22 protein-coding genes are annotated in these 25,131 nt (G+C 56.6%); 14 read left to right on the top strand and 8 right to left on the bottom strand.

Features of this window, described 5'->3' with window-relative positions:
- Positions 1-897 carry a hypothetical protein gene (locus tag QSV46_RS14550; RefSeq protein ID WP_314952085.1) on the bottom strand — a complete coding sequence of 299 codons (897 nt, stop codon included), beginning with the start codon at positions 895-897 and terminating at the stop codon, positions 1-3.
- A gap of 138 nt (positions 898-1,035) precedes the next feature.
- The gene (locus QSV46_RS14545; protein WP_314952082.1) at positions 1,036-1,638 is read right to left on the bottom strand and encodes a hypothetical protein; all 603 of its coding nucleotides are present in this window, start codon (positions 1,636-1,638) and stop codon (positions 1,036-1,038) included.
- 111 nt (positions 1,639-1,749) lie between these two features.
- Between QSV46_RS14545 and QSV46_RS14540 the strand changes: the two genes are divergently transcribed.
- The 3 genes from QSV46_RS14540 to QSV46_RS14530 all read left to right on the top strand — a co-directional run bounded on the left by QSV46_RS14540 (position 1,750) and on the right by QSV46_RS14530 (position 6,582).
- Positions 1,750-2,289: a terminase small subunit gene (locus QSV46_RS14540; RefSeq protein ID WP_314952080.1), complete on the top strand. Its 540-nt coding sequence runs from the start codon at positions 1,750-1,752 to the stop codon at positions 2,287-2,289.
- Positions 2,290-2,722: 433 nt separating this feature from the next.
- Positions 2,723-5,209 (top strand): lysozyme inhibitor LprI family protein, encoded by a 2,487-nt coding sequence (locus QSV46_RS14535; RefSeq protein ID WP_314952076.1) that lies wholly within the window; start codon positions 2,723-2,725, stop codon positions 5,207-5,209.
- 668 nt (positions 5,210-5,877) lie between these two features.
- Entirely contained in the window at positions 5,878-6,582 is a 705-nt protein-coding gene (locus tag QSV46_RS14530; RefSeq protein ID WP_314952843.1) for a recombinase family protein, read from the top strand.
- 254 nt (positions 6,583-6,836) lie between these two features.
- Here QSV46_RS14530 and QSV46_RS14525 read toward each other — a convergent pair whose 3' ends face one another.
- The 3 genes from QSV46_RS14525 to QSV46_RS14515 all read right to left on the bottom strand — a co-directional run bounded on the left by QSV46_RS14525 (position 6,837) and on the right by QSV46_RS14515 (position 9,276).
- Positions 6,837-7,307, bottom strand: a complete 471-nt coding sequence (locus tag QSV46_RS14525) for a hypothetical protein (RefSeq protein WP_314952073.1) — start codon at positions 7,305-7,307, stop codon at positions 6,837-6,839.
- 93 nt (positions 7,308-7,400) lie between these two features.
- Entirely contained in the window at positions 7,401-8,138 is a 738-nt protein-coding gene (locus tag QSV46_RS14520; protein WP_314952070.1) for a DUF2569 family protein, read from the bottom strand.
- A gap of 118 nt (positions 8,139-8,256) precedes the next feature.
- Positions 8,257-9,276: an ATP-dependent Clp protease proteolytic subunit gene (locus QSV46_RS14515; protein WP_314952067.1), complete on the bottom strand. Its 1,020-nt coding sequence runs from the start codon at positions 9,274-9,276 to the stop codon at positions 8,257-8,259.
- Positions 9,277-9,548: 272 nt separating this feature from the next.
- On the opposite strand from QSV46_RS14515, the gene QSV46_RS14510 reads away from it, so the two are divergent.
- On the top strand, positions 9,549-10,583 hold the full coding sequence (locus QSV46_RS14510; RefSeq protein WP_314952065.1) for a GIY-YIG nuclease family protein: 1,035 nt from the start codon (positions 9,549-9,551) through the stop codon (positions 10,581-10,583).
- A gap of 169 nt (positions 10,584-10,752) precedes the next feature.
- Here QSV46_RS14510 and QSV46_RS14505 read toward each other — a convergent pair whose 3' ends face one another.
- Positions 10,753-11,343 carry a hypothetical protein gene (locus tag QSV46_RS14505; protein WP_314952064.1) on the bottom strand — a complete coding sequence of 197 codons (591 nt, stop codon included), beginning with the start codon at positions 11,341-11,343 and terminating at the stop codon, positions 10,753-10,755.
- Between the two features lie 957 nt (positions 11,344-12,300).
- On the opposite strand from QSV46_RS14505, the gene QSV46_RS14500 reads away from it, so the two are divergent.
- Positions 12,301-12,678 (top strand): PRC-barrel domain-containing protein, encoded by a 378-nt coding sequence (locus QSV46_RS14500; RefSeq protein WP_314952063.1) that lies wholly within the window; start codon positions 12,301-12,303, stop codon positions 12,676-12,678.
- 355 nt (positions 12,679-13,033) lie between these two features.
- Here the strand turns inward: QSV46_RS14500 and QSV46_RS14495 are convergent, their stop codons facing one another.
- Complete coding sequence (locus tag QSV46_RS14495; protein ID WP_314952060.1) at positions 13,034-14,866, bottom strand: alpha-amylase family protein; 1,833 nt, start codon at positions 14,864-14,866, stop codon at positions 13,034-13,036.
- A 138-nt stretch (positions 14,867-15,004) separates the two neighbouring features.
- Here QSV46_RS14495 and QSV46_RS14490 point away from each other — a divergent pair, with 138 nt between their 5' ends.
- From QSV46_RS14490 to QSV46_RS14450, 9 genes are all read left to right on the top strand, one after another.
- Positions 15,005-16,192, top strand: coding sequence for a CoA transferase (locus tag QSV46_RS14490; RefSeq protein WP_314952057.1), 1,188 nt, complete (start codon positions 15,005-15,007; stop codon positions 16,190-16,192).
- Between the two features lie 281 nt (positions 16,193-16,473).
- A complete protein-coding gene (locus QSV46_RS14485; RefSeq protein WP_314952054.1) occupies positions 16,474-16,989 on the top strand; it encodes a hypothetical protein in 516 nt (171 codons plus the stop codon).
- Between the two features lie 94 nt (positions 16,990-17,083).
- Complete coding sequence (locus QSV46_RS14480) at positions 17,084-18,052, top strand: ABC transporter substrate-binding protein (protein WP_314952051.1); 969 nt, start codon at positions 17,084-17,086, stop codon at positions 18,050-18,052.
- Between the two features lie 385 nt (positions 18,053-18,437).
- Positions 18,438-19,262 (top strand): ABC transporter substrate-binding protein, encoded by an 825-nt coding sequence (locus tag QSV46_RS14475; protein ID WP_314952048.1) that lies wholly within the window; start codon positions 18,438-18,440, stop codon positions 19,260-19,262.
- Between the two features lie 243 nt (positions 19,263-19,505).
- Positions 19,506-19,718: a hypothetical protein gene (locus QSV46_RS14470; RefSeq protein ID WP_314952045.1), complete on the top strand. Its 213-nt coding sequence runs from the start codon at positions 19,506-19,508 to the stop codon at positions 19,716-19,718.
- 33 nt (positions 19,719-19,751) lie between these two features.
- Positions 19,752-20,006: a hypothetical protein gene (locus QSV46_RS14465; RefSeq protein WP_314952042.1), complete on the top strand. Its 255-nt coding sequence runs from the start codon at positions 19,752-19,754 to the stop codon at positions 20,004-20,006.
- A gap of 414 nt (positions 20,007-20,420) precedes the next feature.
- On the top strand, positions 20,421-21,800 hold the full coding sequence (locus tag QSV46_RS14460) for an adenylate/guanylate cyclase domain-containing protein (RefSeq protein WP_314952040.1): 1,380 nt from the start codon (positions 20,421-20,423) through the stop codon (positions 21,798-21,800).
- 305 nt (positions 21,801-22,105) lie between these two features.
- Positions 22,106-22,771, top strand: coding sequence for a pyridoxamine 5'-phosphate oxidase family protein (locus QSV46_RS14455; RefSeq protein WP_314952037.1), 666 nt, complete (start codon positions 22,106-22,108; stop codon positions 22,769-22,771).
- Between the two features lie 290 nt (positions 22,772-23,061).
- Positions 23,062-24,084, top strand: coding sequence for an ABC transporter substrate-binding protein (locus tag QSV46_RS14450; protein WP_314952034.1), 1,023 nt, complete (start codon positions 23,062-23,064; stop codon positions 24,082-24,084).
- A gap of 323 nt (positions 24,085-24,407) precedes the next feature.
- Here the strand turns inward: QSV46_RS14450 and QSV46_RS14445 are convergent, their stop codons facing one another.
- Entirely contained in the window at positions 24,408-24,917 is a 510-nt protein-coding gene (locus QSV46_RS14445; protein WP_314952032.1) for an isoprenylcysteine carboxylmethyltransferase family protein, read from the bottom strand.
- Positions 24,918-25,131: the final 214 nt, after the last annotated feature.

The raw sequence follows: 25,131 nt of genomic DNA, 5'->3' as shown, positions 1-25,131 counted from the left end.
CTAAGGAGGGTACACGCGAGGTTGCGGCTCTGCCATCGCGCTCCGAATTGTGTAGCCTGTGATCTGCCGCATCACTTCACCGGCAATGAATTGACAGCCCATGGCTATATGGCCGGTTTCAATTCGCCCTGGCTGGCTGGGTGAGTACCGGTTGCCTACATACGGGGGAAGCTTGGCGGTCACTCGCAGAACACGGTCTAGGTCGAATGCAGCGTATTGTTTCGCGAAATGACGCGCCGCGCTGTCGAGTTTGTGCCCATGACGTATACATTCCGCTTCGGTAGCGCCCGCGGCCACAAGGCCGCCTTTCAGCGAAAGTTCAGCCCCAATCAGTGCCGATTGGATCGCCCCTCTAAAGTCGAAGGCGACACTCAAAGCCGCAGCGGCGGCCTGCAACTGAAATGCGGCAAGCCAAAACAGTTTTAGGGCCGCTTCCGGTGGGCGCTTATAATCTGCATAGCCACCAATTCCCCCGGCAAAATCCGTTATATCTTCGAACTGGTCGTAGAAGCTCTGGAGATCATTAGGCCTTGTTACCAGCCATCCGATCTGGCTCGCGTTCAGATCAGTCAGGGCGAACGGCTCTATTCTCGCTGCGCCATATCCGTGCGGGATGTAGATGCGAGCGAAGACATCGCGAAACATAAAGATGCCGCCATGCACGCCGCCCATCCCTAGATCGTTCGGACGATACAGGGATGCGTGGACGGAGAGAATTTGTCCGACCATCGGATGAGCGCCACTTCCGAACATGACGTATCCGCTGTAGCCGAGTTTGCTCATAAGCTTGGAGATAACCCGCAAGCTACGTTGATTGGGAGCCTTTCCCTCTTCCAAAGCTTCATCATCGGCAGCGATGACAAGATCGCGCAGTTGCTCTTTTGGCATTTCCGACATGGGCTACCTGGGGTTTCGTGGTTTCTTGTGGTTTTGTGGGACCCTAACGCGGAAACTGTCATTAGAGGCGGTTATATACCGTTGCACATGACAATTCTTAGGAAGCAACTGAAACAAACCTCAGAAACCGCAGAAACCTCATCGTTCCTGCGTATTCGCAATAGCCTCGATAGCCCTTTCCGCGCGCTCGATCTGAGTCTCCTCCAAGTGAAGCCGAAGCGGGGGCATGTCGAACAGTTGTTCTAAGGCTTTGGCTGCCGCCCTGAAGATGCGCGGCAAACCGGCGATTTCTAGCGACCAGCCGCGCGGTTTCACGTGTGCCAGGTCGTTCCGGAAATCATTCAATCTCAAAAGGTCGCGCTTTTCATCGACGGTAAGAGCGAGCGTGCCTTGCATGTCATGGACGTTCGTCGCATCGCCCGCGCGGTCCAAGAGCTCTCCGAACGTGATCACTCGGTCACCGGCTGGCGGATCAACGTTGGTAGAATTTCTCGCTTCGAAATAATCCATCCATTCCTTTTGCAGTTTCTTCGGCAAAGCGCCTATTCCTGCTGTTCCACTGAGTGTCTCGACCAAAGCGGCTGTTACGGCTTGATGCATGTCGGTGATAGCAAAGAACCACCTCTCTGCTTCGCCCGACTGCGCGGCCCTGAATTCGGCGGCGGCTCTTTCACAGGCGTGCATCGCCAGAAGAGCCGGGCTGGTCCTTGCATAAAGGTTATCCAGTTCATTGGAGTCCATTGGAAACTACCCTGTCTGTCGCACATACGCACTGATCTAACAAAACCGGCCATGTAGGGAAATGCAGTAGTTGTTTTCGCGCCAACTATTCGCGTGGCACGTATTTGCTGCATGGCACTGACCGCGAGACAGCAACTCTTCGTCCAGGAATTTCTACTGGATTTGAACGCCACCCAAGCGGCAATTCGTGCTGGATATTCGAAAGCGACCGCAGATAAGCAGGGGCCGCGGCTTCTGGCCAATCCCGCTGTCAAAGCCGCGATCGACTACGCCAAGATTAAACGTTCCGAGAAGACCGAAATCGATGCTGCCTGGGTGCTCCAACGCCTCGTTGCCGAGGTCGAGGCTGATCTTGCTGACCTCTACACAGATGCCGGCGATCTCAAACCGATAGACGAATGGCCCGAGATTTGGCGGCAAGGCCTCGTTGCTGGTGTCGAGATTGACGCGCTCCACGAAGGGTCGGGCGAGGATCGCATCCAAGTCGGTTTGGTGAAGAAGATCAAGTTGAGCGATCGACTGCGCCGGCTGGAGCTGATCGGCAAGCATGTCCGCGTCAATGCGTTCCAGGATCAGATTACGATGAGTGGCGTCGAGGGGCTGGCGGATCGAATCGCCCGCGCGAAATTGCGTCACGGAAGCGATGGCTAGACGGAAGGCTGCTGAACAGCTGGTCGCTCAGCGCCCGCTCGGCGACGCCACGACCGCTTCCCAGTTGCCCGGGGTTGTGGACGGCTCGGGCAATGTAGGGCCCGACCCGCCCACAGCCCCTCTCGTCGAGCAAACCGGGAAAGCCACCTGGCACGGCCGATCAATCGACATCGGATCGTCATCGGCAATCGCGCCATCAGGGTAACATTCGCAGATGCGGCAATACGCCGGGTCAATTTTGCATGCCGAATGACAGCCAACGTGGGGTTTTGAAGGAAACAACGTAAGCTTGCGGCACACGAAAAAACATGAAAGGATGCCGCCGCGTTGAGGTGAAATTTGTGCTCTGCGCTGCAATATGCCCAGCAATTCCTCAGAAGTATTGACGCTCGCCTAGCCTTTGGACCTTACCGGTGAAACCGTAGGTGTCGAAATGCGTGCCGTGTCAGTCTTAATGGCAATCGCATTCATACTTGCTTCGTCAACAGGCGCGATTGCTGCTCCGACCTCCTGGTGCTTCCGGATTTTTCCGGTGGAGGTCGTCGAATGCCAAGACCAGCGCTTGGTCAAGCTTCACGCGCAATTGGACCGCACGTATACAAAATCGCTGCAGACCGTCAAAGGCAACAAACGGCAAGCTCTGATACGTGAGCAAACATCGTGGTTGCGGACGCGCGGCAATCGATGCGGCGTGGCTGATGTGGAGTGGGTAACGCGTCAGGATGTAAGACGCGCTGTTCCTTGCTTAATTGCGGCGTACGAGGCCCGCATTACGAAGCTTTCCGAGCAGGCGGCAGTGGGCGAGCCGGCTCAAACTGATGATACCAAAGCCGGCGAGAGACCGCTGAATGCAAGCGTGGCGGCGCATCCAATTGATCTGACCGACACGAAGCAAATCTGGGAAGAGCAAGCGTTCTATTGTCGAATGAACGTTAAAGATTCGGCTGGAGCCGACCATGAATATCGCTTCCCATCCAAATCTAAATATCCGGATTGGCAGGAGACTGCGGAATATAAGAAGGATCAAACCGTCCTTTTTGGTCAAGACGTATTCAAAGCACTCAGAGACAACAAAGGTGTCATTCCCAATCAGAGCGCCCTCGATTGGGCCCCTCAGCCGCTCGAATGCGAAGACGGCGATATGACTATGTTCAATGGATTATTGTGTGCCTCCGGAGATTCAAGGGGGTGTGAGGCTGTAAGAAGGTCACAAGGCGCGGATGGTAGGTGGTGGCGTTCTCCTCGGAAGGTCGGAGTTATCTCAGAAGGCCAAATATCTTTCAGCGAGGATCAGTCATTCGGAGTTTTTCTGTATTTGGTCCAAACAAAAGATAAGGACGCATTTTACAGTTGGATTGACTGGATAAGTGCTCACCGTCCGTGTTGGATAAAAGATCCGCTCTCAAACGAATGTGCGGTTCTAGGTTGGCCTCGTTTCTGCGACGACAATGATAAGGGCGTTTGCGCTCTTCGTCCTATCAGTTGCGTCCTGATTGATCGCCTCCAATCTGAGTTTGGCCCCTCTGAACGTTCCGCGCGCTTTGGTGGTGGCATTCTGGGTCCAATAAACTTACTCGGTGGTGCTGGTGGCCTACTGCCAGGTGGTGCTGGTGGCCTACTGCCAGGTGGTGCTGGTGGCCTACTGCCAGGTGGTGCTGGTGGCCTGCTGCCAGGGGTGCCTGGGTTAGCCTCAAAACCAAGTGTTGGTTGTGATCTCGTTATGGGCGCAACATATGCAGCGGCTGCAAACTTGCCGGGTATACTTGGGGCTGTAGGGGGCCTGTTAGGCGCTGTTGGAGGTCTTGGCGGCATTGTACCCGCACTGCCTGCTGTCGTCGGAGGAGCAGGCCTCATTCCCGGCGGAGGTGGCGGCCTCATTCCTGGCGGAGGTGGCGGCCTCATTCCCGGCGGAGGCGGTGGTCTCGTTCCCGGCGGAGGTGGCGGCCTTATTCCTGGCGGAGGCGGCGGTCGCGTTCCTGGCGGGGGCGGGGGCTTTATTCCTGGCGGAGGGGGAGGCATTCCGCCGCTGCGTAAGCTTCAGTATCAACCGCTGGGAGACAAATTCCGGATCGAGGCGATACAGTTTGGATTACCGAACGCGCCTAATAGCTCTCAGCTTCTCGGTGCGCCTTCTATTCCAGGAGCTCCCTCCGTTCCAGGGGTACCGTCAATCCCTGGTGCACCGATTCTTCCAGGCATTCCAGGTTCATCGACGCCTTCAGCGGTTCCGAATCCACCATCTTTACCTGGAAGCGCAATTGGCGGAGCGGACGTATCCCAGTTAATGCAGTCCGTTCTTAAGCAATATGGTGGTTTGGGCAGTTTGCTGAACGGAGGTTTCCCGACGGCGGGTTTCGGCGTTCCACAGAATTTGCCGATGTCACCGATGGCACCTGGTTTTGGCTTCTCCGCACTTTATCCGGCGCAATTACAGATCATGGTCGAAGCGAAGGTAACAGACCCAGGATTCGCACTGCACAAAGTGGCTGTTCGCGCCTACCTTCTTCAAAAATTTGGAATGAGTGATCTGAACCTGCAAGGAGCCACGAAGATCCTTGCCTCTCGACAGCCAGAGAACCCCTTCTTCGAATATTTAGCCTCAGGTCCTTCGCCCAAGTTCCGCACGTTAACGAACGAGAAGTGTCCTTCACGAATGAACAAGTCTACGAACAAATTCCAGTGGTCATGGGAAAGATCCGACGCGGAGAACAATACTATTGATCCGAAGAAAGAGCCGAATAAGCATTCCTGGGATCAAAGCATGCTTTGGGAGTGCATCTTTGCGGGCAATCTTCTGAGTCGACCACAGCAAACACTGTCACAAAATTTCTTGATCAATTGGGCGGCTGATAATCCAATTATCGGCGGTGCGCCGGAAGGACTCATCGAAAAGCTTCTACCGTTTGGCATACCCAAGTAACACACGAACCAGACTAGGCCTAAGCCGACCATCTTCAATTCGCGAAAATTGCATCACTAGTCGGTAGCGTGGCAATTTTGGCACACAGGAATCAAGTCGTTTTCAGAATGTTGTCCGTAGATTCCCTGACGGCGCGTTGGTCGTGCTCGGCTCAAGGCACGTGTGTCAAGCCGCAAGGATCCTATCGGTGGGACCACTGCTCTGCGGAATGCAATAGCTCCTCAAGAAGAGTACTGTGCTGCTTTATTTGGTCGGGTTTTATAAAGATCTGAATGGATGCCTGACCTCTATTTTCGGCCTCCAGTCCCGCCTCTTCTATTTTTGCTACGAGTGCCGCTCGCTGCTCCGGCCCGACCTTAAATCGGACGGGCCAATGCGGTGCGATCTTCCGAAGGATAGAACCAAGCAAAATTATACCCAGACGTTCCTACAGCGATATGAGTGGATTGTAGGTTACCTTTGCTTCTGTGCCACCCTTCGAAATAAGGGAGACGATCGTACACACATTTTCTGTCGAAGCGAATCGGTGGGTTGCAACAATACCCGATGACCTAACGAAGCAGGCACCTATGCAATTCCGAATCTCTATGATTCCAAAATGCACGTTGCGCGACGTACACAAATTGATCTAACGTCCGTTACATCAAAACGTGTAAGGGGCTTTGGCTGTGGGACAGGGAAAATTTATCTCGTACCTCCGCGTCTCGACTGACAAGCAGGGCAGAAGCGGCCTTGGCATCGAAGCGCAGCGTGAAGCTGTGACCAGCTACCTGAACGGCGGCCGATGGGTGCTAATGTCGGAATACGTGGAGACGGAAAGCGGTCGGAAGTCCAACAGACCCAAGCTTGCTGCTGCGCTTTCCCGTGCCAAGGCCATCGGGGCCAAGCTGGTCTTCGCTAAGCTCGATCGCCTGACACGCAACGTAGACCTCCTGCGATCCCTCGTGGCGAGCGATGTCGACCTCGTATTCTGTGACCTACCGAACGTGCCTCCTGGCCCCATGGGCAAATTCCTACTGACGCAGATGGCTTCCGTAGCAGAGCTTGAGGCTGGCCTGATAGGTGAGCGCACCAAGAAGGCCCTCGCCGCCGCCAAGGCTCGGGGGGTGAAGCTGGGCAACCCCAACGGCGCTCGTGCCCTCCGGGGCAAGCAAACAGGAAACGCTGAGGCGGTTGCCAAGATCAAGGAGAAGGCCGCACAGCGGGCGATGAACCTTCAAGGGGTCATTGAAGGCCTTAAGCGCTCAGGCATCACGAGCGTCCGTGCCATCACAGAGGAGCTAAACAGCCAAGGCATTAGCGCGCCTAGGGGTGGCGAATGGCATCCTACCGCCGTTGCGCGGCTGCTCAATCGCCTTCCCAAAGCCGTCTGAGTCCTCACAGGAGAACTACGCCCATGCAGATCCAAATTGCCTCAGCCACCTTCATCCTCTCTTCGCTAGCGCGTTTCACTGAGATCAGCACGAAAAGAGCAGATACATACTGTCCACCTCAGTGCTTGAAATAGACGCTGGCAGCTAGCGCGGGTGTGCACAAACGAGGCGGTACCGAGCACTTTTAAAACCGTCGAAGAGTCTCCTCTTCTGTTGGGTTTGAATTTCAGTAGAGGAATAGCGGATCGCGTAACTCATGAACATTTGTAGAGAGGCGGGACTTGCTTGCCCGTCGTTACGAAGATTCCATTTCGGACCGAATATTCGTTTCGCTCATTTCGGTTGAGGATGGTCCGGATGCTTTGGCCGATTCTCTCCACCACCATCGTTCGGCTATGATCGTTTGGCCGGTAAAACTGTAGTTTCACAGTGATGGATCCATCGGCGTTAACAGATGCTGAGGTGACATCTCCGATTTGTCCGCTGTTTTCATAGATCAATTTCCCATCCGGCTCTATTGCGAACGTCACCTCTGGCTGTGGTGAGTCATTTCCCCAGGCCATCTTGTGACATTCGGTGCCCCATTTGCCAAGGAGACCCCAGGACTTCATGGTATCTGCGGCAGACTCGGCATTCGCAGCGGGAACGGGCACCAGCGCCAGAAACAGCGCCAGTCGCATACGGGCTGTTCCATTTGTTTGATAGCGACCCCTTTTCAGTTTCATGCAGTTCTCTGAGTTAGCGTCGTTCTTAGGTGATCGACAAAATTTTTAGCGTAAGAAGTTTCTTGCTTGAGCTCCTGTTCTCTCTCGGGTTCATCATTGTGTGAATGTATTTGCCACCCGCCGGGATTTACGGATGTACGGAATCCAAATTGCGGCGCCGATCATGGCGGCAATCAATTGTCCCCCATCTTTCGGATCAAGGCTCAGGTAATCGAGAATCGGAGTACCTGTGGCGAGTGCAATCGTGAATGCCGCCCATAGCAATGCTACGATCGGCGCAAAAATTGCGGCGACGAACTGAAAGACGAAGTACAGCGGGAAATTGCGCGACCGCCGAAAAAACAACAGGGTCGTGTACGCAAAGAGCCAAATGAGCCCGCCGTTCATCACGGCTTCGCCCCACATGGTAGTCGGAAATTTCGCGAAGAGCTGGTTATCCATCCTGCTATAGTATTCGCCAATGGAGACTATAAAACGCAGGATACCGGCAACCTGGCCGAACCCGACAAGAGCTAACCAGCCGCCGAGGCCTGTGAGCTCCGGCTTTACGTCTTTGAAATAGGCGGCGTCCTCCGCGTCAACAACCGGCTCGCGAGCGAGCGGAGTCTGCTTAGGGGGTATCGGAGGCGGCTTAGGTTTCAAGGGCGGTGGCCCGAGTACCTGCTGTGCGACCTCACGGACATCTTCAACTGGTTTCCAATCTTCGAAGCCATGGCGCCATATCATGATACGTCGAGGATCAGAAATTCGTAGGAGCAGTGGGATCAGCTGATCTATTGCCAGCGGCCCGCGGGTCTCCTCTCCTTCAGCGTAGTACCACAAATCTGTCATAGAAAGGCGCCCCTACGCCCTACGTTTGCTTGCGTCAACACAAGTGGGGAAGCAGCACGATCGGCTGCCCCATCACAACCTCAGCCTTCTGTGTGAAATCCAAGTCACCGCACTAATGCTATTCGTCCGCAATTTTGTACCAGTTTCCGCTGGAATCTTTCATATCGCGATGCGCCGTCCCCTGATCCCAATCGTAACAGGTTCGAATATCGGCGGAATTATTAAACGAGCAGATTTCCCGGCGGATAATCTTATCGTTCATATCCTTGGTAACTTTCACCATACTCAACTTGCCGTCACTCGCGACGACTGTAACGGCATCGTAGCACGTTTTGAATTCTGGCTGGCAGCCGCGGGTGTGATACGGTTTGCCATTGTTTTGATCTGCTGACCGCTTGATGGCCTTATCTAGGAGCTCGCCCCATGAAAGCTGCGCTGCACTTTTTGTCTGCGGCTGCAACTGCGTTGGCTCAGCTGGTTGCGTCTGCTTCGGCACGATCGAAGGTTCAACTGTGGCCGCCACTGTTGGCGAAATAGGCGTCTGAACTGGTTTCCCGACCATGGTCGTTCCCATCGATTGCAAGTCCGGAGGGGTAAGCCATACCATCTCATTCGGCGGCGTAACGACCATTCGACCTATAATTGCTGCGGGTACGCCGAGATCTCTTGCAGCCCGGGCCATCGACACAGTAGCTGCACTTGACGCCACCGTTTCTTCGCCTTGCTTGTCCGACGCACCATGCACGCCAACTTGAGCGGTGTAGTTCGCGAATTTCGTAGCGCCAGCTGCGTAAACAAGGAAACATGCCGAAGCACAGGTTGCATTTCCGGCAACGTTAGTGGCCACTTTTGCAAATCGCACTGCGTCGGCGAGTTTCAGGCCCTCTAGAAGATTTCCGCCCGGGGAATTCAACCGAACTCCAGTGACGAGCTTCCCAGCATCGTTTGCGGTTTTGATCGCAGCCTTAAGGGTGTCGGCGTCACCTTCGACGATTTCGCCACTCAAGAGGATTATTGTCTTGCCATCCTTCGTCGCGACGCTCTTGAAAGTCGCTGCCGAGAGGGGCAATGGCAGGGAAGACGACAAGGCGATAGCTAAAGCAATAATGCGAATGCGCAGAATTCCAACAATTTTCATTCCCCATTCCCCCGCCGTGCGAAGACACTATTTTCCATCCGAGATTGAGTCCATATTCGGAGTCCCCGCGCAAATACGGAGAGCTTTTAGCCCAGTAAAGGGATTGAACTGGGGCTGCAGGCGAATCATCTACAATTCTTATCGACTTATCAAAGGCTTGCGCCTCGAACATGACGGGGGAGAGTGTCCGCCGAAAGACATTCGGTATTCCTCTAAAGCCCTAACGACCACGCGATGCGCGGGTCTACTATGCTCGGCAAGGTTGGGAGACTATGAGCAATTTAACGGGCCGAACGATCAAGCTCTTTTTGGTGGATGGCGTTCCTGACGGAATCCGTACCGCCGAGATAATGAGTTGGACCGGGCACGTCTTATTCGCTCCGCGATCAAGCATTACTGCTCTGCTTGCTCGGCCGGAGGTTAGGAAAACGGGGGCCTATCTTTTGATCGGTCCTGATCCACAGGATGCCGATCAGACGATGGTCTACGTAGGAGAAGGCGACAATGTTGGAATTCGCATTTCCAGTCACAACAAGGACCCGGAGAAGGCGTTTTGGGAGCACGCTTGCGTCATCACAAGCAAGGATCTTAACCTGACCAAAGCCCATGTACGGTATTTGGAAAGCAAGTTAATTAAGATCATTGATCGAGAAGGCCGTGCGACGCTCGCAAACAGGAGTGATCCAGATTTCGACCTGCTGCCTGAAAGCGACTTGGCAGATATGGACGACTTCATCGCTCGCCTGCAAACCCTACTGCCCGTGCTGGGCGCTGATTTCGTTCGACCAACTCCGAGGGTGCGACAGACCAAGAGCACTGACCACGACAAGGCAGTGACCACCTCGCCGGTCGGAGACGAGATCAACGGCGTTCAAGTCCCCAAGTACTCTCCAGATTCCTTCGTCAAAGGTAATCCAGAGTTTCGCATGAGCGCTGGCGGACTTCAGGCTCGCGCCGTTGAGATGGATGGTCAGATGATCATTTTAGCTGGATCTGATGCGCGCACTGAAGAAGCCCCGTCTCTCGCGTCGAATGTGCGCGCCTATCGAGAGCAGTTGCGAAGGGCTGGCAAGCTCCATCGGGCTGAGGGATCAAACAACCTCCGCTTCACAGAGGACGTAGCGTTTACGTCTCCCAGCGCCGCGGCTCAAGCCGTTATGGGAACTAGTCGAAATGGGCGGACTGATTGGATAAACATTGCGACAAACGAGACATATGCCGAGTGGCAGGACCGGCTCGTTTCCAGGGTTGGCGAGGTTTCTACAGCGGCGCCGAGCGAAAGTCCGTCAACCGCGCTGGATCAATGATCCATACGTTTGCGCGCTCTTCTGCGAGCAGACGGGGCGGGTGGCGGTGATGGAGGTGAGGCTCGCCTTGAGTCCAAGAAAGCTTTATCGAGTGCTTCATCGACCGGGATCGACAAGAACGGCTAAGTTACCTGATTGTCGTGCTGTGACGTCGACAAAGGCGCGCGATTTATGCGCCAGTGGAGTCAGCCGGTTCTTGTTGGGAAGTAGTAGGCTTGAATTTCCTTTGCTCGGCTTCCCATCGCTCAAGTCGGAGCATGCCGAAGGTCCAAACGTAGCCGAATCTTCGCTGCCACCTGCTAAGCGGTACACAATAGTCGTCGGATATTCCGCGAGCACGTACCTCTTCGTTCTGAGCCAGCAAATCGATCAAACGCTTGACGGGAGGCTCGTCTCTTTCGATGCGGATACGTTCCGCCCGCGCCTTCTTCAGGTTAGCAGGTGTCGGCTCCCAACCGGCAATCTTCGAGCTTAGGTCGGTAAATCTGCGTGTTAATGCCTCGTGGGTTCGCGCCTTTCTATTGAACCGAAACACCTGATCGAATGTGGCGGCTGCGGCCACGATACCGGTAAGGACCTTTGCAGTCTCCGTCCCTCCAGCGACGAGAGCGAAGAAGCCCGACGTGCCCGTTAGAGCAGTGGCGACCCTAATAAGATTGTACCAACGATCGTAGTTCGCTTGCATCAACGCATGATAGCGACGGCACTTCTCGACCGAAAATGAAATGTCGTGGTACGCACCTTCGAACCAGTCGCTCACTCAGCCCTTTTCCTTTCGAGGCGGGGGTGGCGGCGGGGGCCTATTCCAGTCCGTTGATTCGTCAATCCTACGCCCACACCAGGATCGGGCGAGGGTCGCGGCCGCTCTTGCGGGATATTCTGCGGCTGAGGGCGACTAGGCTTTTCTTGGCTCATGATACTTTCCTCGCCTTCCTTGCCTTCCGCGGAGGCGGTGGCCGCATCCAATCCGTCGATCGCGGATAGCCATGTGTCTTCTTGGCGGCCTTCTTGGCGGCCTTTTTGGCTTTCCTAACCTTTATTGCCTTAGCCATCTCCGTCCTCAGCCCAGCCCACAACTTGTGCATCAATGGCTGATCCTCTTTTCCAATGCAAGTGCCAGTTGCATTTGTGCCGTGGGGGCCAAGCTAGCGGGATCAACTGCGGCTTCGCCTTACGGGGCACGGGCATGTCATGTGGCGCGCGCGTTGATCGTATGGCCGATCGGCACCAAGCAGCGCACCGCATACGCCTTGATGCCAAGGACCGCCCGGATCAACACTCGGCTCCAATTCCGAATGGGCGGATTTCAAGAGTAACATCAACAGGTGAACGGAGGGGGAAAGTTCGGGCGCGGTCTTGAAGAATAAGGGGAAATCAGCGGATTTTGATTCCGCCATTCGGAGGTTCGATCCCTCCCGCCCCAGCCAGCGCCGGATGCTATCCCTCGTACTGATCCGGTCCCATTGCCCACAGCGCCTGATCATGCCCGGCCGCGCAGTTGCGGTTGTTGGGATTCCGTTTTTGTCGACCCGTCCCGGCTCAGTGACCCGGCTCTTGTCTCCAGACGTGCGCTTCTTCGTCTGGCATCGGGCTGGGCTGTTACAGTGGCTGTCAGAGATGCTGGGTAGCGATCGCGGCGACAGGTACGCTTAAGACAGGAACGCCCTTGTAGTCGCCGAGTTAAGCCGACAAATCACCCGTGAAGGAGGACAAAGTCATGGCCCGCGCAACAGCCCACCCGGATCGTCACTGCATCTCGAGCGAAGACATTCAGGGAACGGAGGTCTATGGAGCAGATGGAAAGAATATCGGCGAGATTGATCACCTCATCATCGACAAGGTGTCAGGCCGCGTGGCTTATGCCGTCATGAGCTTCGGCGGATTTGTTGGCTTGGGTCACAGCCACTACCCCATTCCCTGGAGCGCTCTGACGTATGATACGTCGCTTGAAGGCTTCCGAACCAATATCACCGAGCAACAGCTGAGGGACGCGCCTGAGTTCAGCGATGACTCCTGGCAAGATCGAGACTGGGAAACACGAACCCATCGGTATTATGGGGCGGCCACTTACTGGGAAGGGCGGAGTGGCCTATAACGCCCAGGGATCAGCGATTTCAATCGTGAGTGCCAGCTGAACTGATCGGCTGGCCCTCATTTGATACTGTTGGATCAGATCTGCCGACTGGTTTCTTTTTGTCGCAAGGTGTGGTCACCAGCTGGCCTGGCTTGCGGCGAAGCACCTCCATAAAGGGACGCAGTGCGTTGCGGCTAGGAACGCGCCCGGGCCAGCGCCAAGCAGGCCTTGCGGCGATGCAGCCCGCGGACGGCGCCGAGATCATCCAGGGAAGTTCAGGCCGTTTCCTGTGTTCATCGACGGCGGGTTGCCGCGAAAGAACGCCAGCTGCAGTATCGGCCGACGGGCGTGACCGTTCAGAATGCCGCTGACCGGCTCAGTCGAGGCGAAACCAGCGATAGCCATAGGCATCGAGCTCGATAACGGTGCCGTCGGCACTGGGCTTCGAATCATAAATTCGATTACCGAATAGATCGGTCAGCTTCCGTCCCTTCGGAACGTCCCTGATCTCGGTGTTGCAGTTGGTTTGCGACAGATTGTGCAGAACGAGCACCGATTTGCCCTCCCAAGCGAAACGCTGAATCAAGACAGCGGGACAGTTGCTTTCGGGAACGGTGCATTCACCCCAACCGATTTCGGGACAGGACTGGCGCATTTCAACCAGACGCCGCAGCCAATTGAACAGCGAGTCCGGGTCGCGCTGCTGAGCAATCGCATTCACCTTGGCTGGTGCGTATTGACCGTCACGTATCACATGATGAAGCAAACGATGCCCCGGCCGCGTGGAAAATCCGCCGTTTTCGTCGTCCGTCCATTGCATGCACGTACGTACAGGCCATCGCTCCGGAAGCGACAGATCGTCGCCCATTCCCAGTTCGTCGCCGTAGTAGATGACCGGTGTGCCAGAAAGACTGAACAGCAGGCTGAATGCAAGCTCGATGCGGCGGCGGTCGTTTCCGAACATGCAGGCGAGCCGCCGCCGAATTCCCCGTCCGTAAAGTTGCATTTTGCGGGTTGGAGCGAATGCAGCATAAACTTCGTCGCGCTCTTCGGAAGTTAAGCGGCCGAGATCCAGTTCATCATGATTGCGCAGAAATTGGGCCCAATGCGCGAATTGCGGCAATCGGGGCAGCTGGGTCGTGCAGCGCCGCAGCGGTTCGGCACTTTCGCGTGCAAGTGCAAGAAACAAATGCTGGTTCAGCAGGAACGCAAATAGCATGTGGATCCGCGATCCATCGCCGAAATAATGCTGAAGCTCCGCGGGAGCTACATTTGCTTCCGCCAGCAAGACCGCGTCACCTTTGCGCCAGGACAGGAAATTGCGGAGCTCGGCGAAGAACTCATACCGTCGCTTCGCCGGACGGTCTGGACGGATTTCCTCCACGACGAATGGCGCAGCGTCTATTCGGAATCCCGATACGCCGAGCTCAAGCCAGAAGCCAAAGATTCTGAAGATTTCTTCGCGGACGGCAGCGCACGCTATGTTGAGGTCGGGTTGATGTTGGTAAAATCGATGATAGTACCACGACTGCGCACAGAGGTCGTAAGTCCACACGCTGAGTTGAAAGCCGGGAAATACAACGCCTTCTGTGCTATTTTCGGGTTCGCTGCTTGACCAGACGTAGTATTCCCGAAACGGCGACGAGGGGTCGGCGCGAGCCTGCTGAAACCACGGGTGCCTGTCCGACGTGTGATTGATGGGAAGGTCGACGATCAGCCGCAATCCGCGCAGTCGGGCCTGATGACTGAATTCGACGAAATCGCCCAACGTGCCGAGTGCCGGTGCGATGTTGTAATAATCCGTGACATCGTAGCCGTGGTCCAGTCCAGGACTGGGATAAAACGGCAGCAACCACAGACAATTTACGCCGAGTTGAGCGATATGATCGAGCTGCTCGGTCAGGCCCTTGAAATCGCCGATCCCGTCCCCGTTGCCGTCCTTGTAGGTGGCTACGTTGAGGCTGTAGATCACGGCGTTCTTGTACCAAAGATCAAGCAAGCGCCGACTTCCCCTCCTGGGCAGCAATCGAACGGCTTGCAGGTAACCGCCGGTGCGCGCAGTCGTTCCGGGAATTTGTGGCAATAAGTTTGAGGCCGCATGCCGTCGCCGCGTCGTCAAATCTTCCCGTGCGCATTGCAGTGCGACCGTGGACGCAACAAGCGGCGCGCATCTCTGGCCGCGCTTCCCGCTGGGGGACGGACGGCTCATGCGAGAGCAGAATTTCCGCCGGCCGAAACTGCTTGCCGATCACATCTTCAGGGCAGGATATTCGCTGCCGCCTTGCCGTTGCAGCCGGTCCCTGTAATCTGGCAAGAACATAAGACAAGAAAATAAGGAAAGAGACCGATGGGGGGAGTTCTGCAAGGCGTGCGCGTCCTCGATTTCGGGCGCTATATCGCAGGGCCCTATTGCGCGACCTTGCTGGCCGAATTCGGCGCCGAGGTCATCCGTGTGGAAAAGCGCGACGGCAGCGAGGACCGCTTCGTGGCGCCGGTCGGCGAAGGCGGCGAGGGCGCGCTGTTCCTCCAGGTCAATCGCAACAAGAAGTGCATCACGCTCGATCCGATGAAGCCGGAGGGCCAGGAGGTGATGCGCCGCCTGATCGCGACCGCCGACGTCGTCGTCGCCAATCTGCCGCCGCAGACCCTGAACGCGATGAAGCTCGATTACGAATCGCTGAAGGCGATCAAGCCCGACATCATCCTGACGACGGCAACCGCGTTCGGCGGGCCGGGGCCCTGGTCCGACCGCGTCGGCTTCGATGGTGTCGGCCAGGTCATGTCGGGCTCGGTCTACATGACCGGCGCCGGCGATCCGCCGTACCGTGCCGCGGTGAACTGGGTCGATTTCGGAACCGCGCTGCACTGCGCGTTCGGCACGCTTGCCGCGCTGATCGAGCGCGGCAAATCCGGGCGCGGGCAGATCGTCGAGGGCGCGCTGCTTGCAACCGCTTTGTCCTTCACCAATGCGACGCTGATCGAGCAGGCCGTCATCAACGTCAACCGCGTTCCATCAGGAAATCTCGGCCAGACCGCAGCGCCTGCCGACATCTACCGCACCAAGGACGGCTGGGTGCTGTGCCAGGTCACGGGGCATCCCCTGTTCAAGCGCTGGGCCAAGCTGATGGGCGAGGAGGAGCAGTGGTTGAACGATCCGCGCTTTGCCGACGACATCAGCCGCGGCAACAACGGTCCCGTCATCAGCGAACGGATGGCGCGGTGGTGCGCCCAGCGCACCACCCAGGAGGCCGTCGACACCCTGGGAAGTGCGATGATCCCGACCGGGCCTGTGCTGAGCCCGCAGCAGGCGCTGGATCATCCGCACATTCGCGCCGCCGGCTTCATGCAGGACGTCGACTATCCCGGCTTGCCGAGACATGCCCCGGTCGCCCGCGCCGCGGTAAGGCTGTCGGAAACACCGGGTGAAATCGCGAGCCGCCCGCCGACGCTGGGTGAACATACCGATCTCGTTCTCGCCGAGCTCGGCTACGACACGGCTGCGATCGCGGCACTTCGGCAGGGCGGCATCATCTAGGGTGCGTACTCATAAACGACGGCTTACCAATCCAAAGTGGAGGTCTCTCACCTTGCGCGTGATCGGCGGCTTGTGGACCCAAAGCGGAAATGTTCACTCGCGCGATGCACCCGCCCAAACATTTTAAGTGGATCAGCTCTACTGACGCACCTTCGCTTGCTGAGCCTCCCCTGCGACACCGTGCTACTCTTTGGTGAATCCGTAGCTCTTGCTGGAATATTCCTCGAGGCATAGCCTACTCCCTCGCATTAGTTCTCTGCGACATCATAGAGGAGGGAACGATGGCTATTAATCGTGTGCTCATCGCATTGCTTTCGGTCGTTGCCATTCTGACCAGTTCGAGCGCCGTTGCTCAGAGCGTGCCGCCGGAAGGTTCGGTCTCGGTCATATTCACCGCCACGCCTATTCCAGCACCCAAGCCAATGTCGATCGGTGGCGGCAGAGAGTTTGTTTTTATGAACCAAGCCATGGCAGCCTCGAACGAGGCTGGAAACCCTGTACTCAACAACATGGGTGGACGCTGTCAGCTGAGCCGCCTTACGGATTCGTCGGCAAAGACCGCGGAGATTCACGGGTTCTGTACTTACGTCGACAAGGACGGCGATCAAGTATTCGAGCAGTGCGACTGGATGCCTGGATCCCCCAACAATTGCAACATCACTGGTGGAACGGGCAAATTTGAAGGTCTCCAGGCCGCGCTCGTCGTCACCATCGATCCGCTCAAGAGCAACTTCGATGGCATCAGTCAGGTCATTGGCCACAAGAAGGGAACGTACAAGTTCGCTAAGACGAACTGAGCCAAAAAAACTCCAGCAGCTACATACGTTCGAAACCGATGCCGGTGATATCGCCTGGCCTGGAGTATTTACGTGATCGGCTGAGGCAATGCTGATGAGACGACGAGTTTTCGTTGCGGCCCTTGCAGGTGCCGCCGTTGCTTGGCCGGTCGCAGGATGGCCACAACATGCGAATACTTGGCGAATAGGCTATCTGATGCCCGGCTTCATAGTTGGCCCCGACCTCAAGCTGTTTGAGGTATTCAGACAAGAGTTGAGCACTCTCGGCTACGTCGAAGGTAAGAACCTCACTATCGACAAGCGACAGGCTGAGGGGCTAATCGACCGCTTGCCCGGATTGGTTAGCGAACTCATCGCGCTTCGGCCTGATGTGCTTGTCACCATTGCGACGCCGGCCATAGCCGCCGCGCAGCGCGCGACGTCGACCATTCCCATTGTAATGACACCTGCGACCGATCCCATCGGGTCCGGTTTTGTGAAAAGCTTTGCTCGGCCCGGGGGCAATATAACGGGCTTGGCCAACATGTACGGTGACACTACTACCAAGATTTTTGACGTGATCAGCGGCATTCTTCCTTCTGCCAGAAAAATCGCAGTCTTGATGTCCTCAAATCCCACCCACTCCGGACTGTATGAGGTGTCTCGCGCGGCCGCACGCACTGTTGGGTTATCAACCGTTCCCATCGTTGCACCGACACCCGCCGACCTGGAGCGAGCGTTTCAGGATATTGCAAGGGAACGCTGTGACGCTGTGTTCGTGCTAGCAGATCCAATTCGGCTGAAGATTGTCGATCTGGCTAACGCCGTTCCAATTCCGGCAATCTATCAAATCAGCGAATTTGTTGAGGCTGGCGCGCTAGCAAGTTATGGCCCAAGCCTATCGGTCATGTTCAGGCGCTCAGCGCACTATGTCGATAGAATATTCAAGGGCGGGGCGCCCGCTGATATGCCGGTCGAACAACCGACTAAATTTGAAGTGGTACTCAACCTCAAGGCTGCAAATGTGCTGAACTTGTCGATACCAGAGGCGATCGTCCTTCAGGCTGACAAGGTTATCGAATGAGTTTCGATTGCTTCCGCTCCTGGCCGTTTGAGACATGCTGCGCCTACTCTGAGAACGGCCGTTCACCGGGGTAGACCGGAACGCGCCAAGTTCGGGCCAAACCGCCGCGAAAGTGGCCCTCACGGTTGACCACCTCTTTCGCTGCGACCTTGTTTTGCGGCTCACTGGCGGGGACAAGCGTGTATCGTGCCGTTGCACAGGCGTAACGCACCTTTAGGAGGAGCGTCGCATGATCGATAGACGAGGCTTCGTTGCAAGCGGGATTATCATCACTGTGCTTGCGCCGCGATCGGTTAAGGCGCAGAGACCAGGAAAAGTATCGCGAGTGGTTTTCTTTTCGGTTGCGGCTGGGCCGAACCCTCTTGCTGATTCCTTCAGGTGAGGATTGAAGGAGTTAGGTTATAGTGAGGGGCGCGACATCTCGATCCAGTATCGTTGGATGGCTGGTCATGAGAGCCAATATGACGATGTAGCGCGGGAGTTGGTCCAGAGTGAGCCGGACGTGATTGTAACGGCTGGCCATCCGCCAGCTGTTGCTATCAAGAAGGCTACACCACGGATACCAATCGTCGCGCTTGCCGTCGTCAATCCCGTAGGAGGTGGACTAGCTGCCAGCATCTCTCATCCCGGTGGCAACTTGACTGGATTTTCTTTGGAGGTCACGCCGGAAACAAACGCCAAAATGCTCGAGCTTCTGCACGAAGCAGCCCCTAGACTCACTCGAATTGGCGCACTTTGGAATTCTGCGAATCCTGGCAGCCGTTTCTACCTCGATGCGGTGAAGCAGGCGGCACAATCGCAAAAGCTTACTCTCAACCCGTACGATGTGCGCCGAGTCGAGGACATCGACACTGTGTTCCGTTCACTTCGCGGAAACGTCGAGGGGCTGATTGTTTTTCCAGAGGGGCTTCTATGGACGTATCGGCGTAATATCGTTGATGCTGCGAGGGAAGCACAACTAGCGACGATTTTCGGTTATCGCGATGCCACCGAAATGGGAGCACTGATGAGCTACGGCCCCGATCTCGTCGATCTCTTCAGGAGAGGCGCAGCATACGTCGACAAGATCATCAAAGGTGTCAAACCTGCCGAGCTTCCTATTCAACAGCCGGCAAAGTTCGAGTTGGTGATTAATGTCAAGACGGCCACTGCCTTGAACATCGCGATACCGCCAACGTTGCTCGCCCGCGCGGATCTGGTGATTGAATAAACGTATTAGTCGTCCCGGCGCACTAGTCCTCTAGTGGGCCCATAGCCGACCTGCCGTGCCATCCGCCCGATGACCGCTTGTGGACCCAAAGCGGTCCTGCACCCATCCGCCGCATGTGCCTGCATTGAATGCGACGATTAACCTATCGGCGGGATACAGTTTGCGATTGCGGAGTCTGATCATTACCATGCAACGATTGTAGCTGCCGAGATGTTGCTTCTCATTTAATCCGTCGGAAAAAGCATGTTTGACGCCGCCAGTTGTCAAGAACTCGCGATTGCATACAAGGACCTTGCTCAATCGTCCGATCATTCTGCGGAACGAGCAATTTTGCTGAAGAACATCGCAAGGAGCTTCGCCGGATTGGCTAATCAATTGGACAGGCTTGCCGCTCTGACGAGAGACGAAGCCCAGCGGGCGAGGGGCGGCCTGTCCGAAACAAGAAGCGCGTCTTAACTGAGCGCCTAGGCGCGGACTCGCGAATCTGCGATGATCAGGGCATTGGAAGCGTCTCGGAGGATATTCGATGCGCGTTGCATTGCCGTATCTAGGGATTGTTCTCTGCGCGTGCCTTACGGCGTGGCTGTCTTCCACCCTGATCTACTGACGACCGAGCAGGTAGAAATAGCCGTGAGCTTGCCGATCAACAAAGGACTCGATCTGACACCTGCGCAGTGGACTGCAACTGCTGCCGGGCTTTTTGTGTCAGCTATCGTGGCTCGAATACTTGTGTTCGAAGGCTAGCTCCCGCGAAACTGGGCGATAATCCTAGTGATCATTGGATTTGGTGCGCAGCCCGCTTTGATCGGCTGGCTCAGGAAACGCACGATTTCCCAGGCTCGATGAGGCGAGCCAGCCCCGGCCAGCCGGCTATGGCGTCTACCCATGAACGCCGGCTTGCCAGTCCAAAGCGGAAGTCTCCCGCCTTGCGTGTGATCGGCGGCTTGTGACCCTGGCTGTGTGAAAACGCGAAAGATCGAAACTCAGCTAGAATTACATTCTTCAATTCGCTCTCTAAGTTCAATGCGCTTGCGAGTTGACCGCGAAGACGGTCTTGAGCGAATAACTTGTTCTGTCGCCGCCAAGCGTCCTGCCGTTTTCACACAGCCAAGACCCGAAACGGACCTTGTGTCGCATCGACAAAGCTAGGTTGCATGATTGTTCCAGATCGGTCGTCCGGGTAATATGGGCACGCAGATTGTGGGTGCTCCCATGACCGATTTGGGTATGCCCGAGACGCGCTACGCACACAGCAGCGACATCAATATCGCCTATCAGACGATAGGGCACGGTCCGCTCGACATCGTCATTGTGCCGGGCGCGATTTCCCATGTCGAATCCAACCATGAACTGCCCGGATTTACGGGGTTCTTGCACCGTCTATGCGGGTTCGCACGCGTTGTGACCTTCGACAAAAGAGGGCAAGGCCTATCCGATCGCGTGTCCGGCGTGCCGTCGCTGGAAGAACGAATGGACGATGTTCGCGCCGTCATGGATGCGATCGGCTCGCCGCGGGCAATCCTGCTTGGCTTTTCCGAGGGCAGTGCCATGAGCGTATTGTTCGCGGCGACCTATCCCGAACGCGTATCGCATCTCATTCTTTTCGGCGGTTTCGCCCGCGCGGGGTTTTCCGTATCCGACGAGGCATTCGAAGCCTACGTCGCCGCTACGATTGCAGCATGGGGCACCGGCCAGATGATGAAGAGCGTGATCGGGGCCCACGACGGAAACGAGGGCGAAATTGCCTTGTTGGGCAAGTACGAACGTCTGTCGTGCAGTCCCGGCGCTTTCAAGACGCTCCTCATAATGAACCGTCGGATCGACGTGAGGTCGATCCTACCCAGCGTGCGGGTTCCCGCCCTCGTGCTACACAGTCGCGCCGACGCGCGCGTTCCTGTCGCTGAAGGTCGAAAAATCGCCGCCGCTATCCCTGACGCAAAATACATCGAATACGGCAATCTTCCCCACGGGTGCTTTGCTGGACCTTGCGAACGGTTGATCGGCGACATTGAGGAGTTCGTCACCGGACGTCGCGAGGGCGCTGTTTCGGAAACGGATCGGGTCCTAGCGACCGTTCTCTTCACCGACATCGTCGGCTCCACGCGTATGGCGGTGGAAGTCGGAGATCAGCGCTGGCATGAATTGCTCGATCGTCACGATCGTCTGGCGAAGCAGACGGTCGAGAAGCATCGCGGAAATTTCGTGAAAAGCACGGGCGACGGCATTCTCGCAACCTTCGACGGACCAGGGCGCGCGGTGCGTTGCGCGCTCGCCTTCGGCGCAGCCGCGCAGCAAATGGGTCTCCCTGTGCGCGCAGGCCTGCACACCGGCGAAATCGAGGTGCGGGATCAGGATGTCGGCGGGATCGCGGTGCACGCCGCCGCGCGTGTGATGGCGCAATGCGGCGCGAACGAGGTTCTTGTGTCGCGCGTTGTAACCGATCTTGTCGCCGGTGCTGGTCTCAAATTTACGGAACGCGGAGCGTTCGATCTCAAAGGCATTCCCGGCCATTGGGAATTGTTCGCAGCTGCCCCATAAGTCCGAATGTGGCCCTTCGCGACCCTGTGGGCGTCGGCCCGCCATTTCCGAATTTGAGGGTAGACGGGACCTGCCCGCCCACTGTTGAAGCCGGCGCTGTTGACCCATTTGCGCCTTGTTTGCGGTGCGCAAGGAAATTCCGAAGTTCCAAACCGGAAGTCGTCGGTTAAGCTCAAACTGGCGCTTTGACCCGCACCTGACATCCATGGTCAGTTTTTGCTGTGGGGCGCAATCTTGGTTCGAAGGTGTGGTAAGTTGTAGTCAATAGCCCGAGGGCATCGCTCAGTAGCGAGGAGAAATATCAGATGAGCCGACTGTATGGACCTGTCCACCGTTCATTGCAGGACCGCTTCGATACACGGCGGCTTGCCGACAATGTCGAAGCGCGCGTGGTGCTCACCGAAGTCTCGCCCGAGCATAAGGCGTTCATTGAAAGCCGCGACATGTTCTTCCTGTCTACCATCGATCATCAGGGCCGACCAACCGTGTCCTATAAGGGCGGCGATCCCGGGTTTGTTCGTGTTATCAATAGTAAGACCGTCGTCTTTCCTTGTTACGATGGTAACGGCATGTTCTATTCTATGGGTAATTTGCTTGGAAATCCGCAGGTCGGCATGCTCTTTATCAACTTTGAGAAGCCGCATCGTCTGCGCATGCAAGGCATCGCCAGTATTGACGATAACGATCCTCTGCTGTCGGAGTACGCTGAGGCGCAACTGGTCGTCCGGGTGAGTGTGACTGAAATTTTTCGTAACTGCCCACGCTATGTACATCGATACAAAAAGATACAACCGTCGGAATTTGTGCCTCGCTCGACATGCGAAACGCCTTTGGCCCCCTGGAAGCGTGTCGATGATATACAGGGCTCTTTACCCGCGAAGGACCGTGCTCGCGTCGAGCGAGAAGGCAATCTGCTCTCGCGAGCAGAGTATGAAAAGTACCTCAGTGACGTTGGGAGCCGCGAGACTTAAGCCGCGTGACTGACGATACGAGAACGTTGGGCGACCGCCGATGAGATGATCAAGTAAAGGTATTGTGCTGCACTGCATGAGTCCGAAAATGGCCTTCGCGGCCATGTCGCTGGGTTGAACGTTGGTCGGCTCGGTGGGGCATACCGGAAGCGGTCATCCGGAGCCTCTACGGCGCAAATTGACCCCAAGCAGAGTTTGCTCGCCGCGCCTCCGCAGTTGCAGCTTTGCCGCTTACACAGCGTTGACAGAGTGCTAGCTTGTTCGCGCCCGGCGTGACCTTTGGAGGCCACATGCGACGGCGGGAGTTCATAGGTGGTACGGCGATCACCGCAGCCCTGAGCTTCGCAAGGTCTGTTTGCGCTCAGGCCGATGCTCGGTCGCAGGGCATAAAGCGCATCGCCATTGTCCATACCGCCGAAACGCCTGAGGGTATGACTATCAACGGTCGCCTGACGTTCAAAGCCTATTTTGGGGAGTTGAGCAGGCTTGGATATGTCGAGGGGCAAAACCTTCTAGTCGACCGGTATTCGGCGCTCGGTCAGTCCGATCACTACGGCGACTTGGCTCGCACAATCGTTGCCAGTCATCCTGATTTGATCATCTCGCTTTCCGGCCCGATTGCACGCCAGTTGAAGCCGCTCACCACCACAATTCCAATATTAGTTAGCAGCGGTGATCCCGTCACAGGCGGACTTGTGACGAATCTGGCCAGACCGGATGGCAATATCACGGGCGTGAGTGTTGATGCGGGACTGGGAGTATACGACAAGCGTCTGCAATTCCTTAGCGAGACGGTGCGAAACCTCCGCAATGTGCGGGTGCTCATTCCGTCATCTGCGATGATGTTTTGGGAAACGGGTCTCGCACCGCTCCGAGAAGCCGCAGGTCGGGTTGGTATTCGGATTGCCGCTGCATTGCTCAGCGAGAAGCTCGACCGAGCAGCGTATGAGCGACTGTTCGATGAAATGGAAACAGACCGCGTCGACGGTCTCATGGTTGCGCATCAGGGCGAGCACCTTACGAACCGGCAACTAATCGCCGATCTCGCCGCCAAACACCGTCTGCCTGCAGCCTATCCTCATCGCGAATTCGTCGATGTTGGCGGTCTGCTGAGTTACGGCACTGACCTTGGGGACGCCATGCGTCGTCTTGCCGATATGACAGATCAAGTAATGAAAGGCGCAAGACCGGCCGACATCCCGGTTTATCAGCAAACCAAATTCGAGCTGGTGCTCAACCGTACAACCGCAAAATCGATTGGGCTGGAATTTCCGGTGAGTTTGTTGGCTGTCGCCGACGAGGTGATCGAATAGCGCTTCATCCGTGCTGCAGCGCATGTTCCGCATATGGCCCGTAGGCGAAGTAGCGAGCCGCTTGATTGACGTCCGCTCAGTGAGGCATGGCAGACGAGATGTGCTCACGTTGAGTTCTTCGCATGTTGACCCACAAGAGACATTAGCCGGATCGAAATCCCGCAATGCGAGATAGGCGCTACGCGCCCCGATCTGGGACATGTTGCCCGGTCGTAACCCCGCCGCGCAGCCGATGCGCTGGTCACACTGCTGCTGGCACAGGTGATCGTACACAACGCCCACGATCCGGCGACCATGGCGGCGGCACTCGCACTCGCTATCGATCAGGACGACGCCGACGTAGAGCCGGGCAAGCGTGGCAACCAGCGCGACACGTTGGCGCAATAGGTGTCGTACTCCGCTCCAAATGTCCTACGCAGCGTCGGCTCCTCATAAGCCAGAACGAAAATGTGGAAGCCGATCCACAGTAGCGCGCCGTAGACCAGAAGCCCTGCGTTTCCGAGGATCAGTCCTTGGCCAAGTACAATCGCCACCAGGGCAAGATAGATCGGATTGCGGACATAACGATTGGGGCCGGTGATCACCAAATGTTGCGTTGGTGCGACCGGCGCTGGCGTGCCGCCGCCTTGCAGCGCAAATCGTGTGAAGGTTTCGACCAATACCGGAATGCCAAGCAGGATCAGAACCACACCGGACCATCGGATAAGCTGGAGATCGAAGAACGGCGCTTGCAGACGCCATTGCGAAATCCACCACGGCACGACACCGGCGACCGTCGTGGGGGCAATCAGAAAAAAGACCGCCGACCCCAGAACCGCCACGCCTCTGGTCATGATGTTGCTTCGGCCCCACAAATCCCTGCGTGCACCCGCGATGGCGACGCGGTCGCGATCGCCGGCCTCATCGTAGCGGCCGGCGATTGGGGCGACAAGGATTGACTGGCCCGGGTCACGCTGCGCACGACCGCTTATGATGCTGTGGACGGCTCCTCCACGGGCACGAGAGTGCCAAAGACTGGGCGCCGTTTAAGGCTCCCACGATTCGGAG

The sequence above is a fragment of the Bradyrhizobium cosmicum genome (genome assembly GCF_032290525.1).
GTDB classification, from domain to species: Bacteria; Pseudomonadota; Alphaproteobacteria; order Rhizobiales; family Xanthobacteraceae; genus Bradyrhizobium; species Bradyrhizobium cosmicum_A.
This window is presented reverse-complemented; position numbering and strand designations above follow the sequence as displayed.

Coding starts and splice junctions, on each gene's coding strand:
- QSV46_RS14550 (WP_314952085.1), bottom strand. CDS start 897: ATGTCGGAAATGCCAAAAGAGCAACTGCGCGATCTTGTCATCGCTGCC.
- QSV46_RS14545 (WP_314952082.1), bottom strand. CDS start 1,638: ATGGACTCCAATGAACTGGATAACCTTTATGCAAGGACCAGCCCGGCT.
- QSV46_RS14540 (WP_314952080.1), top strand. CDS start 1,750: ATGGCACTGACCGCGAGACAGCAACTCTTCGTCCAGGAATTTCTACTG.
- QSV46_RS14535 (WP_314952076.1), top strand. CDS start 2,723: ATGCGTGCCGTGTCAGTCTTAATGGCAATCGCATTCATACTTGCTTCG.
- QSV46_RS14525 (WP_314952073.1), bottom strand. CDS start 7,307: ATGAAACTGAAAAGGGGTCGCTATCAAACAAATGGAACAGCCCGTATG.
- QSV46_RS14520 (WP_314952070.1), bottom strand. CDS start 8,138: ATGACAGATTTGTGGTACTACGCTGAAGGAGAGGAGACCCGCGGGCCG.
- QSV46_RS14515 (WP_314952067.1), bottom strand. CDS start 9,276: ATGAAAATTGTTGGAATTCTGCGCATTCGCATTATTGCTTTAGCTATC.
- QSV46_RS14510 (WP_314952065.1), top strand. CDS start 9,549: ATGAGCAATTTAACGGGCCGAACGATCAAGCTCTTTTTGGTGGATGGC.
- QSV46_RS14500 (WP_314952063.1), top strand. CDS start 12,301: ATGGCCCGCGCAACAGCCCACCCGGATCGTCACTGCATCTCGAGCGAA.
- QSV46_RS14495 (WP_314952060.1), bottom strand. CDS start 14,866: ATGAGCCGTCCGTCCCCCAGCGGGAAGCGCGGCCAGAGATGCGCGCCG.
- QSV46_RS14490 (WP_314952057.1), top strand. CDS start 15,005: ATGGGGGGAGTTCTGCAAGGCGTGCGCGTCCTCGATTTCGGGCGCTAT.
- QSV46_RS14485 (WP_314952054.1), top strand. CDS start 16,474: ATGGCTATTAATCGTGTGCTCATCGCATTGCTTTCGGTCGTTGCCATT.
- QSV46_RS14480 (WP_314952051.1), top strand. CDS start 17,084: ATGAGACGACGAGTTTTCGTTGCGGCCCTTGCAGGTGCCGCCGTTGCT.
- QSV46_RS14470 (WP_314952045.1), top strand. CDS start 19,506: ATGTTTGACGCCGCCAGTTGTCAAGAACTCGCGATTGCATACAAGGAC.
- QSV46_RS14465 (WP_314952042.1), top strand. CDS start 19,752: ATGATCAGGGCATTGGAAGCGTCTCGGAGGATATTCGATGCGCGTTGC.
- QSV46_RS14455 (WP_314952037.1), top strand. CDS start 22,106: ATGAGCCGACTGTATGGACCTGTCCACCGTTCATTGCAGGACCGCTTC.
- QSV46_RS14450 (WP_314952034.1), top strand. CDS start 23,062: ATGCGACGGCGGGAGTTCATAGGTGGTACGGCGATCACCGCAGCCCTG.
- QSV46_RS14445 (WP_314952032.1), bottom strand. CDS start 24,917: ATGACCAGAGGCGTGGCGGTTCTGGGGTCGGCGGTCTTTTTTCTGATT.